We start from the raw sequence: 11,513 nt of genomic DNA on the forward strand, positions 1-11,513 counted from the left end.
TTGGGAAAAATGGTGTATATCATCGTATTGTCATTCTGTTAAGGGGGTCTATCATGAAGAAGTTTTTTTCAAGTGTCATCGTCGCTGGTGTTCTGTTTGGCGTATTCAGTCCGTCGCTCGTCGCACATGCCGCCACGAAGCTGACCATCACGACCGCAGTCTTACGTGTCCGTGAAAAGCCGACGACCTCAAGCAAGATTCTCGGGAATGTCGTCAAAGGAAACGTCTATACGTTAAAAGGAACATCGGGAAGTTGGTACAAAATCACCTATAAATCACGGACGGGGTACATACACAAAGATTATGTGAAGACATCGACGACGTCCTCGAAATACACATCGACCGGCACGAAGTATACGACGGTCGGGACGTTAAACGTCAGAACGGGCCCGAGCACAAAATACAAATCCGTCACCCAGCTCGGTAAAGGGGTCAAAGTCGCAACGTATGGCACGTCAGGGAGCTTTACACGTATTTTGTATAGCGGGAGCTACTGCTATGTCTCGACACAGTACTTAACGAAAACGAAGCCAACGAGCAGTACGACTAAAAAATTAAATGTCCCGTACTACAATCAATACACGTTAGGCTACCCGTCAGGTTGCGAGTTCGTCTCGTTGAAGATGGCGCTCGCCTACAAGAAAAAGTCTGTTTCGGCTGCGTCGCTCTATAAACAACTACCGAAAAGCATCAGCAATGCGACCTACAAAAATGGGAAATACTACTGGGCCGATCCAGAAAAAATGTTTACGGGTGATCCGGCCGGGACGCTCTCTTACTACAAAAACTGGGGCGTCTATCCAAAAGGCATTCTCCCGCTCGCTAAAAAATACCGGAGTGGCGCCGTCGATATCTCCAAACAAGGTGTCAGTAAGATTGAACGTGAAATCCGGAGCGGGAATCCCGTCATCGTCTGGGCGACCGTTGATTTCAAAAATCCATATGGCTACTTCTCTTGGATCAAGCCGGACGGCAAAACGTTCACCGGGTACCGGAACTATCACGTCATGCTCGTGACGGGTGTTTCAAGCAGTTCGTTCTACGTGTCTGATCCGTACCGTGGGAAATACGCCGTCAGTCGCGCACAGTTCACATCTGTTTATAACACGACGGGACAATATGCGTTATCCGTTCGTTAACCGGTCTCCTGACAAACGACTTTCACCTTTTCCAAAAGGGCGGAAGTCGTTTTTTTTCGTTGAATCGTCACCTAACGTTTCCTTATTTTTGAAAAAATAAGAAAAAGGCAGAAGAAACAGGTACACTAGTACCATCTAAAATAAAGAAAGGGTGGAATGATGGAAGAACAACGAATCACCCAACTGGAACAGGAACTCGAGGCGTTGAAGTTACGTGTCGCGCAACTCGAACAGCTGCATCCTGTTCCGCATCCAACGTCGACTCCGGAGCAAAGTACGGTCGCGACACCGAAAAAAAGACCCGCCTTCGTCAAAAAAGACGACACGTTTTCACCAAAAATCAAACAAATCCGGACGCGCGATGAGTGGGAACACATGATTGCGACCATCTGGTTACCGCGCATCGCCGCAATTTTTGCCGCGATTGGGGCAATTTTCTTATTTTCTTACGCCTCGATCTCCGGCTGGGTCAATCCAGCGGTCCGAGTCGGCAGCGGAGTGCTCATCGGATTGCTCTTAATCGGAGTAGGCGAGTATCAGTATGAGAAAAAGCGACGAGAACTCGGCGTCGGGCTCGTCGCGACGGGGACCATCGTTTCTTTAGCCGCCTTGTTCGCTGGCATGGCGTTGTATCAATTCTATTCGCCGGGTCTTGCCTTCTCGCTCGAACTCGTCATTTTATTCATTACGTTCGGATTAATGTTATGGATGGCGTCACGTGTCCTCCTGATTCTCGTCTCAATCACCGGATTTTTACTCCCGTTTCTGCAACTGGCGGACGAAGCGAACGTTTCGTTGTTTTTACTGTATGAAGTGATATTGTTCGCCGCCTTGTTCTATGCCGCGGTTCGCTTAAAAACGATTCTCGGTTTCGTCGTCAGCTGGGGATTCCTGACGATCGCTCTTGTTACAGCGATGAGCATGGTCGGCTTTTCACCACCGTCCACGTCTGACGAAATCTCACTGCTTGCTGCGTCGCTCGTCAGCTACATCGGGACCGCCTTCACTGGGCAACGTCTCCGGATGAAGTGGAATTATCCGAGTTACGGGGCCGGTCTTATTGTGATTGCGAGTCTAGCCGTCATCGATTGGCAGTGGGGGACACTGATTGCCCTCGCGCTGGCAGGGCTTGCCTATAGCATCGCTAACTACTCAAAAGATGCCTGGCACAATGCAGTCGGTCACGCGACGGTGTTCTATGCGATCACGCAAATTCCCTATGACATACTTCGACTGAGCGAGCAGTTCGAAACCCTGTTGTTCGCCTGCATCCTGATCGGCCTTTGGTTCGTCAAACGCCAGCACATGCCGTACCAACGGATGATCGCTCTCGCTTTGTATGTCTACTTCATCTTCGACCAGATTACGCAGTCGGGTATGTATGCGGCAATGAACGACTCGTTTCGTCTTTCGGTCGTCGCCTTAGTACTTGCGACGAGTGGTTTAATTTATTTACTCGTGCAACAACACCGCGCGATGGTCGAGGACGGGACGTTCCAGATCAGTCTAGTTGTCGCAGCCGTCGGCGTCCTGACGACGTATACGTTACTCGTCATGGAACTGCCGTTTTATGACGGACTCGACGAAACGAATCGCAGTACGACTTTATCGGTTGCCTACATTTTACTTGCCTTGCTTCTCGTCACGATTGGTCGGATCCGTAATTTGTCCGTCTGGCGATTATCCGGTCTGCTGCTACTTAGCGTCAGTGCGATTAAGCTGTTAGTGTTTGATTTATCGTTCTTGACGCTCGTCCAAAAAGCGTTTGTCTTTATCGGGTTTGCAATCGTAGCGTTCATCATTTCACGGACGTATTTTAAAAAGCGAAAAAACAACTAAATGAGCAAAAACCCGTCCTGATGACGCTCGTCAGGACGGGTTTTTCATGTTAGCTCTAAATTTATATTGATAACGATTATCATTATCGTCTATACTAACAACTGAACTTACTTAACGATTTGGGGGAAATGAATCATGTCACATAAGAAAATCCTTACGGCGAGCGTCTTGTCACTCGCGACCTTGTTAGCTGCTTGCGGGGAACAAGAAACAACGACAAAAGCGACACCGAAAACAGCGGACGGCCAATTCGATCAGGTCGTCGCCGATTACCGCGATTATGCGATCAATGAACTCGATGCCTTCACGAATAAAACAGAAGCCTTCACGACGGCCGTCAAGGAAGGGGACCTTGAAAAAGCGAAAGCGCTCTATGCACCGGCGCGGATGCACTATGAACGGGCGGAACCGATCGCGGAAGTTTTCGGTGACCTCGATCCGAAAATCGATGCCCGTGCAGGTGACGTCAAGGAATCCGAGTGGGGCGGTTATCACCGGATCGAACAAGGCTTGTTCGAAAAGGGAACAACAAAAGGGTATGAGCAATACGCGGAGCAATTGATGCAGGACGTCCACCTCTTGCGTGCAAAAGTCGAAACAGTCGATGTGACACCGGAGCTTCTCGTGACGGGGGCAACGGATTTATTGAATGAAGTCTCGACTTCGAAAGTGACAGGAGAAGAAGACCGCTATTCACATACCGATCTTTATGATTTTGCAGCGAACGTCCAAGGGGCGGAAAAAATTTATCAGTTATTGAACCCGAGCCTGATGAAACAAGACGACGCGTTGTCAAAAGAGATCGCAGCGCGCTTTGAGGACGTCAATGCCTTATTAGAAGCGAAGAAAACGGAAAAGGGGTACGTCCTCTATACGGACTTATCAAAAACCGACGTTAAACAGTTGAGTCAAGCCATTAACGAACTGGCAGAACCGCTGTCGAAGATGGGCATCGTACTGGAGGGATAATCATGACACGACCAACATTAGAGGCTGGCATGACGCGACGTGATGTCTTAAAAGTCGCCGGCCTGACCGGTCTCGGTGCAGCTTTTTATGCAAGTGGTGTCGAACGCTTCTTACCGCGCGCCTTGACGGCTAAGGCGTCCGATCAAGTCCCGTTTTACGGCACCTATCAAGCGGGCATCATGACGCCGGCCCAAAATCATGTCCAACTCGTCGCTTTTGACGTCAAGACGGATCGCCGCGACGAGCTGATTGATTTATTGAAGCGCTGGACGCGGGCTTGCGCGCGCTTATCAGCAGGACTATCGCTCGGCGAAACAGATAGCGCCTACATCCCACCGGACGACACCGGTGAAGCAGAGGGGTTATCTGCAAGTCACTTGACGTTCACGTTCGGTTGCGGAATTAGTTTATTTGAAGGGGATCGTTTCGGCATCGGCCATAAACGCCCGGCACTCTTACGAGATTTACCGACATTTGATTTGGACCAGCTCGATGAGAAATGGTCCGGCGGGGACTTGATTGTCCAAATTTGTGCGGACGACCAGCAAGTCGTCTTCCACGCGTTACGCAACTTGACCCGAATCGGACGGGGGGTCGTCAAGATTCGCTGGACGCAAGCCGGTTTCCAGCGGTCGAAAGTGGCAGATGCGACAGGCGGGACACCGCGGAACTTGTTCGGATTCAAAGATGGGACAGGCAATCCTGACGTGACGAAAGCGGCGACGCGGGAGAATACGCTGTTTTATCAATGGCGTGATGGTTCACCTTGGCTGACGAACGGGACGTTTCTCGTCGTTCGCCGGATTCAGATGCACCTTGAAGTCTGGGACCGGACGATTTTGAAGGAGCAGGAGCGGACATTCGGGCGTGAACGGGCGTCCGGGGCACCACTCGGTTCAAAAGATGAGTTCGCGTCCGTTACACCGACGAAACGGATCGCACGGGGGGAAGCAGAACTACCGGCAGACTCGCATACAGCGGTCGCGCATGGTGAAGGAAAGGTGCAACTGCTCCGACGCTCCTACTCCTACCAGGATGGCGTTGATGAGACGACAGGCGCATTAGACGCCGGTCTGTTGTTCCTCTCGTATCAGCGATCGCCGGAGCAGTTCATCACGATTCAAGAACGGCTCGCAACTTCTGACCGGATGAATGAATACATTACTCATCGTGGAAGCGCGCTGTTCGCGTGTTTCGGCGGCATTCAAAAAGGAGGTTACATCGGTGATGCGCTCTTTGCTTAAAGCTGCCTTACTCGTGTTCCTTATATGTAGCACGCTCATCCCCCATGCGGGTGCAGAGGCGAAAACCGATGCCCTTTACGTGTCGATTGGTCAAGCCATCTCAGCCGTGAAGGCGGAAGATCGCGATGCACTTTCAAAACGAATCGCGACGTTAGCTAAACAATCAAAGGAACTGGCTGACTCAGATGAAAAAGCCGTCATCTTAAAGCGTTTATCGACGCTGAAACAACATCAGGATGCGTCGTTCGCGACGATCAGTGCGGACTTGACGGCACTGTCGACGGCCGTCCGGACGCTCGAAGACACAATGCGTCCCGCGCAGGATGCGACGGCCCGGACCCGTCTGCTTGATTTACATGAAGTGACCAAGCAAATGCGGCAAGCGGATGCGAGTGAGCGAAAGACACTCGAACAGACCTTGTTAAAGGAATGGACGGCCCGTGAGAGCGTCGTCCGGGAAGAAAGCATCGGTCACTACGGAAAAGTCGAGATGGCGTTATCTGCGATTCGCATCGCACAAGCACGCCAGACATTCGACCAGACGGAATGGAACGAGGCCCTCAACCAGTTTGATACAAGCATCGACTCATTCGTCGAAGGGGACATCGTCAAGACGGCATCAGTCGAATTGACCGATTTGATCCGTTTACTCGATCAGGCGTCGGATGCGCTCGTTGCAAAAGACCTTGACGGGGCGCGGTCGACTTTGACGACGTTCATCGCCCAGTGGCCGAGCGGAGAAGGGGCGGTCCGGACACGAGACAGTGCTTTATATACGCAAGTCGAGACGGACGTCCCCTTATTGCTCGCCCGCTTAAACGGGGAGACGCGGAACGCGACAATCACTTCGTTACAGGAATTAAGCGCATCGCTCGGACAACTGACCGACCAGACGAGCTATACGTTCGTCGACGCGATGCTCGTCATGGTCCGGGAAGGACTTGAAGCGTTGCTGATTATCAGTGCGCTCGTCGCCTTGACACGTAAAGCGAATTTACGGGGGGAACGGCACATCTGGTTCGGAGCCGTCCTCGGGCTTTTAGCGAGTGGTCTGCTTGCGCTAATCATTCAATTTTTCTTCTCGACCGCGCTCGCAAGTGTCGGACGAGAGCAAATTGAAGGATGGACCGGCTTGTTCGCCGTTCTCGTGATGTTACTGGTCGGAAATTGGTTACATTCGAAAACGGCCATTACTTCCCGTCAGACGCAACTCGTGTCCGACCTATCGCGGACTTCGCTCTTCATCGTCAGTTTCTTGACGATTTTCCGGGAAGGTGCGGAGACATTACTCTTTTACGTCGGGATGGCACCGGCGATGACGCCACTCGCCTTAGGTGGAGGCATTTTGGCAGCCGTTCTCTTCATCGGACTCGTGTCAATTGCAGTCATCTATTTCGGTGTCCGTTTGCCGATTCGCCGTCTATTCTTAGGCGCGACCATCTTAATCTATATGATGGCCTTTAAGATACTCGGTGTAAGTCTACATGCGCTCCAACTGACAGGTGTATTGCCTGTCCATCCACTTGCGCTGCCGCCCGTCGCCTGGATCGGATTTTATCCGACGATTGAAACCGTGGTGCCGCAAGTGCTGGTAGGTCTCATCATCATCCTGACCGTACTTCGTAAACAACGACGCGGCACGTCACTAAAGAAAGTTTCATAAGCAGTTTTTGAAATCCATGTTTTATTCATTATGTTTCGGGAATAACTTTATATTGAGACAGCCAACTGAGGCTTAGTATGAAGGAGATGAACGAACATGATTGAAACACGTATTGTCCGTGACATGACTGGCGTCGATGCAGAAATAACGAGTTTAAAGTCAGGCGGGTATTCAAATAAACAAATTTATATTTTTGCAAAAGACGAGGAACTGGCAGAACGGATTGCGAACGATACACAGACGCTTGCTTACCGCGTTACGAAAAAATCTTTTTTTGAAACATTGATGGCGACCGTCCGTAGTAATCGAAAAGATCGTATCGCCCAACTATCTGAACTTGGCATGACGAAAGATGTTGCAGAAAGTTTGGAAGATGAAGTCCGCCATGGCCATATCGTCATTGTCGGATCAAAGTCAGACTTAATCAACCCGGCCTATGCCGCATCTTACGTCGCAGATGAATCGAAAGATTATGGAGCGGGTGTACCGAAGCTTGAAGAAGAGGAAACGACGACAACCTTGCCTGCCGACCAAAATGTGAAGCTCAAAAACGACTAAACAGTCAAAAGACGCATTTGCGATTGCAAATGCGTCTTTTTTTGTCCTATACGACTTAACGAGAAGGCTCGATCGGATTTAAGGGAGTGGAGTGAGAATCAAGTCGTGGTCGCACGACCCGTATTTCTTCATCCGTTTGAAATAGCTGTTCTAGTAAAACGATATGATTGCGTGTCTTAAGTCGTTTCCACTTGCGTTCATTGCGTTTTTTCGACTGTAACATCTAGCACCACCTCCGATTAGTCTGACTACAGAATGGAACTAATCAAAAGATTCCCTTACATAACTTTCCTTAAACGTACGCTTTTGACATTTTTTCTCGGAACGCATCAATCTCTGCAAGGGCGACCGTATCGCGTTCGACGTCCCCCGGTGCATTCCCTTCCGCGAGGATCGCCGTTTCAAGATGGGCTCCTAAAAAGGTCGCGATATGCTCGAACTGTGTCACAAGGGCGCGTCCTTTTTCTTTCGGATCATCGCCGCCGACAGCAATCAGGTGGAATCGCTTGCCTTGCATCCGCTCACGGAAACGTAAGTCTTCATCACGCAACGATTCACTGAAGCGGTCGATGAAGAGCTTCATCTTCGTGGACATCGAATACCAGTAGATCGGCGTAATGAACACGATGTCGTCATGCTCGAGCATTTCTTCCACGATCCGCCGGTAATCATCGCCAATCGGTAAGAACCCACCATGATGCCGCCGGTCTTCCACAGGTTGAATCATCGTGTTTGCTAAATCGACCGACACATGAGGAATGCCCTCGAATGCGCGGACACCGAGCCATTCACTGTTCCCTTTTCTAGAACTGCCGTAAATCGTATACATCTTCGTTTCATCTCCTTTATTAATCGCTATTTGTCCATTGTAAGACAAAGGAAACGTTGAAATAAACTGATTTGCTTCTAAGAATGGTTTTGAAAACCGGGATTGCGGAAAAAGACTATCAGCACACCAGGAAAAGAGGAGGATACGTCTGATGGAAAGAAGTATTTTGATTGCTTTAGAAAAACACCTTTATGTGATGCACCATGATTTAGACGGTCTCGCTCGTCTCATCACGAAAAAGTTCGTTCATCTCAGTCAAGTCGCAGCGTCCGTCGAACATTTTCGTCGGATGAGCTTTGATATCTATAAATCACGGGAATCGTTGGCTCAAATTTCGCCGCAAGTCCTCTATGAGACGGCACTTGATTATGAGGACTGGCTTGAAGAGGAGTTTGATCAAATCCCACCGAGCTGGATGCTCAGCCGTGATGAGGAACTAGCACTTGATCAACTTTGGTGGTTTGAATTTTTCCGGATTCAAGCTGAACTCGAGGAATGGCTCAGCCTGTACTTAATTCGTCGAATCCGTGAAGACATTCGGTATGTACCCCCTGTCATTGAAAAGAACGCCTATGCATTATCGGACGACGCCCGTCATGTCTTTTGGCGTTTGTTGCAACGGTCCGTTGCCAAACCTTCGTCGAAAATCAAAGCGAATCAACTGTCCTGTCGAATGGGCATCGCAGAAATCGCCCGCTGTGCCCGCTTGAACGAAGAACGGACGGAGCAGGCGATCGACGAATTGACGGCCCGGGGAATCATCTCGATTGTCGAGGAAAATGAAAAAATGAAGCTACATGTTCGTTTACAGGTGATTTAATGTGATGAAGCGTTCAATCATTCGTTCATCTCGTCGTGCTGAAGGACCAATCCAAATCAAATGACCCGGACTTTTCGATTCGATGAACTGGGCATGGGGGATCAGACGCTGCGTATAGCGGGCATGCTCGAACGGGACAGCGCGATCGGCTTGTGAATGGACGATTAGGACTGGGCAGCTGACCGTTTCGAGTGTCTGTCGCTCAAGCTGCTGAGTGATGTCGAACAAGACGCCGCGCCCGGGACCGTTCTGTAGTCCGACGGCATACAATAAGCGTTCATCCTCATGCGTCAAGAGTGACCGAATGTCACTACGTTGCAATAGGCTCGTCATTTCGACCATCCGGACGGACGCCTCTTCAGGAAATTTTTTTAACTTATCTTTAACATATGTCCATAATACCCACTGAATGAAGTGGAGTGGACGTTGCAAGAGCGGTTGAATCAATACGTTCTGGTATGGAAGTGAAATTTGATGAGACATCGCACACGCTAAAACGAGTGAGCAAGCAGCATCGTTTTGGCTCGCTAGGGCGATTGCTGTCGGACCGCCTGCTGAGATACCGTAGATGGTATAGCGCGTAAAACCACGTGCTTGCATCCAACCTTTATAAAACGCAGCTAGCTCGACAGGAGACTCCGCTAACCGCAGCGGGGTTTTTCCGTATCCGGGACGTGACGGGACAATCACGCGGTACCCGGCTTGAATTAATTTTTCGACATGATAGATTTCCCGGTAATCGGACTGTGTACCGTGGATTAACAGAATGATGGGACCTGTTCCGCTATCCCGGTAATCAAATTGTTGTTCCTTCCATTCACCAATCAAATGCATCCAAATTCTCCTAACGATATAAATTTTACCAATTTATTGTTAATATTATTATTTATTTACGGTATACTCGAAGTATAATCAAATACCGTAACGATAGGAAATGAGGATGTACCGTGCCTACTGAAAAATTATCAAACCGTGATCGCTTACTGGCTGTTCGGGATATTTTTGAAAAATACTCGGACGAAGAGGAGACCTTGACGTTAGAAGACTTGAGTATCGCTTTATCAAAACGAGGATTGATTGAAAAATTATCAAGAAAATCGCTGAAGGACGATATTGAGGCCCTCGCGAAAGCAGGGTTTGATGTCGTCAAAGAAGAGACGAAAAATGGACTGGCGACGCCATATCATCTCGTCAGCCGGCGGTTTGAGCATCACCAGTTGCGTTTACTCGTCGACGCGATTGCAAGTGCGAAATTCATTTCGGAAAGTGAGACGAAGGCGCTTGTTCGAACGATTCAATCATTGACGAGCGAGCGGTTGGCGAAGACGTTGAACCCCGTCATCCATACGGTAAAAAAACCAAAAGGAATGATTCCGTTCTCGATCGATACGATTCAAAAGGCGATTACGGAACAAGAAATCATCAGCTTTCAGTACCAAGGGAAGTTTAATGAACGGACGCGGAAGTTCGAGCTCCGCCGAGATGGTGATTTTTATCTCGTCACACCAGCGCACCTAATTGTCGATAACGGGAACTATTACTTAATCGGTCGTGATGAACGTGTCCAGCAGATTCGGACATATCGTGTCGACCGGATCGTCCAGTGCAGTGTATTCGAACCTGCAGAGACTCCGGTCGAGGTGGATCCTTCCTACTTGAGTAACATGTTCAACATGTACGGAGGGGAAGATGAGCAACTGACGTTAAAATTTCACGAAAGCGTCATGCCGACGGTCGTCGATCGATTCGGGACGGATATCCGCTGTCGACGAATCGACGAGGAATGGTTCGAGGTTAAAGTCAGTGCCCTCTTCTCGGAAGGCTTCATGATATGGTTGATTCAATTTGCTAACCAAGCTGAAATCATCGAACCGAGCATCCGTCGTGAAACCTTTAAAGAGAAGGTCCTTCAGTTGGCGCGAATCTATCAGAAAAGTTCTGTTGTAAACTAATGCTGCGAAAAGTGTCCTTGCAAGTGAAAGGACACTTTTTGTCGTTTTTTGTCGTATATTCATATTTGAATATTTTCGCGTATCTTTTCCGTCTACTATTAAGGGTATCTGATACTTATGTAGGAGGAACGTCATGCAACAGATGGAAAATCGCCGTACACGGGGCTGGATGGATGGACTATTGTATCTATTCTTCGTCTGTCTATCCTATACTTCCTGGTACTTATTGTTTATTTTCGCTTTTAACTTACTTTTTGCGGAAGAACTATTAGAAACGATGGATATCGTCATTTTTGGTTTTAGTCCACTCTTTGCACTAGCCATTACAGTCTTTTCGATTCGTCTCTTTAAACGTCGTGGTCAACTCAAACATATCCCGGTAATTCTTGTCGTCTATTCGCTTGCAACGAGTATTTTACTGTATTATTCAATCGCTTATTCGGTCTTACCACGGCTGTAACGAGACTTGCATCATCCCGTTATTTGGAATATGCTACGCT

11 protein-coding genes are annotated in these 11,513 nt (G+C 49.0%); 9 read left to right on the plus strand and 2 right to left on the minus strand.

Annotation, left to right across the window (positions count from 1 at the left end; genetic code table 11):
* The first annotated feature begins 53 nt into the window (after positions 1–53).
* The 6 genes from KNQ02_RS14420 (at position 54) to KNQ02_RS14445 (ending at position 7,412) form a co-directional block, all read left to right on the plus strand.
* Entirely contained in the window at positions 54–1,139 is a 1,086-nt protein-coding gene (locus tag KNQ02_RS14420) for a C39 family peptidase (RefSeq protein ID WP_214808972.1), read from the plus strand.
* Positions 1,140–1,298: 159 nt separating this feature from the next.
* On the plus strand, positions 1,299–2,978 hold the full coding sequence (locus KNQ02_RS14425; RefSeq protein ID WP_088837184.1) for a DUF2339 domain-containing protein: 1,680 nt from the start codon (positions 1,299–1,301) through the stop codon (positions 2,976–2,978).
* A gap of 135 nt (positions 2,979–3,113) precedes the next feature.
* On the plus strand, positions 3,114–3,947 hold the full coding sequence (gene efeO / locus KNQ02_RS14430) for an iron uptake system protein EfeO (protein WP_088837183.1): 834 nt from the start codon (positions 3,114–3,116) through the stop codon (positions 3,945–3,947).
* A 2-nt stretch (positions 3,948–3,949) separates the two neighbouring features.
* The gene (gene efeB, locus KNQ02_RS14435) at positions 3,950–5,191 is read left to right on the plus strand and encodes an iron uptake transporter deferrochelatase/peroxidase subunit (RefSeq protein ID WP_088837182.1); all 1,242 of its coding nucleotides are present in this window, start codon (positions 3,950–3,952) and stop codon (positions 5,189–5,191) included.
* Entirely contained in the window at positions 5,175–6,854 is a 1,680-nt protein-coding gene (locus KNQ02_RS14440; RefSeq protein ID WP_214809006.1) for an FTR1 family iron permease, read from the plus strand. Before efeB ends, KNQ02_RS14440 begins: the two co-directional genes overlap by 17 nt.
* 96 nt (positions 6,855–6,950) lie before the next feature.
* A complete protein-coding gene (locus tag KNQ02_RS14445; protein WP_088837180.1) occupies positions 6,951–7,412 on the plus strand; it encodes a YflT domain-containing protein in 462 nt (153 codons plus the stop codon).
* A 292-nt stretch (positions 7,413–7,704) separates the two neighbouring features.
* On the opposite strand, the gene KNQ02_RS14450 is transcribed toward KNQ02_RS14445, so the two are convergent.
* On the minus strand, positions 7,705–8,241 hold the full coding sequence (locus KNQ02_RS14450; protein ID WP_214771071.1) for a flavodoxin family protein: 537 nt from the start codon (positions 8,239–8,241) through the stop codon (positions 7,705–7,707).
* A 151-nt stretch (positions 8,242–8,392) separates the two neighbouring features.
* On the opposite strand from KNQ02_RS14450, the gene KNQ02_RS14455 reads away from it, so the two are divergent.
* Positions 8,393–9,061: a hypothetical protein gene (locus KNQ02_RS14455; protein ID WP_088837178.1), complete on the plus strand. Its 669-nt coding sequence runs from the start codon at positions 8,393–8,395 to the stop codon at positions 9,059–9,061.
* Here the strand turns inward: KNQ02_RS14455 and KNQ02_RS14460 are convergent.
* The gene (locus KNQ02_RS14460) at positions 9,047–9,895 is read right to left on the minus strand and encodes an alpha/beta fold hydrolase (RefSeq protein ID WP_088837177.1); all 849 of its coding nucleotides are present in this window, start codon (positions 9,893–9,895) and stop codon (positions 9,047–9,049) included. The two genes, KNQ02_RS14455 and KNQ02_RS14460, sit on opposite strands and share 15 nt — an antisense overlap.
* Positions 9,896–10,008: 113 nt before the next feature.
* On the opposite strand from KNQ02_RS14460, the gene KNQ02_RS14465 reads away from it, so the two are divergent.
* Both KNQ02_RS14465 and KNQ02_RS14470 read left to right on the plus strand, forming a co-directional pair.
* Complete coding sequence (locus KNQ02_RS14465; RefSeq protein ID WP_214808975.1) at positions 10,009–11,013, plus strand: helix-turn-helix transcriptional regulator; 1,005 nt, start codon at positions 10,009–10,011, stop codon at positions 11,011–11,013.
* Between the two features lie 133 nt (positions 11,014–11,146).
* Complete coding sequence (locus KNQ02_RS14470; RefSeq protein ID WP_088837175.1) at positions 11,147–11,473, plus strand: hypothetical protein; 327 nt, start codon at positions 11,147–11,149, stop codon at positions 11,471–11,473.
* Positions 11,474–11,513 lie beyond the last annotated feature (40 nt).

The organism is Exiguobacterium sp. s102 (assembly GCF_018618635.1).
In the GTDB taxonomy this organism is placed as follows: Bacteria; Bacillota; Bacilli; order Exiguobacteriales; family Exiguobacteriaceae; genus Exiguobacterium_A; species Exiguobacterium_A oxidotolerans.

What these genes read in the sequence shown, in the direction of transcription:
- efeB (WP_088837182.1), top strand. Translation starts at nt 3,950, where the DNA reads ATGACACGACCAACATTAGAGGCTGGCATGACGCGACGTGATGTCTTA.
- KNQ02_RS14470 (WP_088837175.1), top strand. Translation starts at nt 11,147, where the DNA reads ATGCAACAGATGGAAAATCGCCGTACACGGGGCTGGATGGATGGACTA.
- KNQ02_RS14450 (WP_214771071.1), bottom strand. Translation starts at nt 8,241, where the DNA reads ATGTATACGATTTACGGCAGTTCTAGAAAAGGGAACAGTGAATGGCTC.
- efeO (WP_088837183.1), top strand. Translation starts at nt 3,114, where the DNA reads ATGTCACATAAGAAAATCCTTACGGCGAGCGTCTTGTCACTCGCGACC.
- KNQ02_RS14425 (WP_088837184.1), top strand. Translation starts at nt 1,299, where the DNA reads ATGGAAGAACAACGAATCACCCAACTGGAACAGGAACTCGAGGCGTTG.
- KNQ02_RS14460 (WP_088837177.1), bottom strand. Translation starts at nt 9,895, where the DNA reads ATGCATTTGATTGGTGAATGGAAGGAACAACAATTTGATTACCGGGAT.
- KNQ02_RS14440 (WP_214809006.1), top strand. Translation starts at nt 5,175, where the DNA reads ATGCGCTCTTTGCTTAAAGCTGCCTTACTCGTGTTCCTTATATGTAGC.
- KNQ02_RS14445 (WP_088837180.1), top strand. Translation starts at nt 6,951, where the DNA reads ATGATTGAAACACGTATTGTCCGTGACATGACTGGCGTCGATGCAGAA.
- KNQ02_RS14455 (WP_088837178.1), top strand. Translation starts at nt 8,393, where the DNA reads ATGGAAAGAAGTATTTTGATTGCTTTAGAAAAACACCTTTATGTGATG.
- KNQ02_RS14420 (WP_214808972.1), top strand. Translation starts at nt 54, where the DNA reads ATGAAGAAGTTTTTTTCAAGTGTCATCGTCGCTGGTGTTCTGTTTGGC.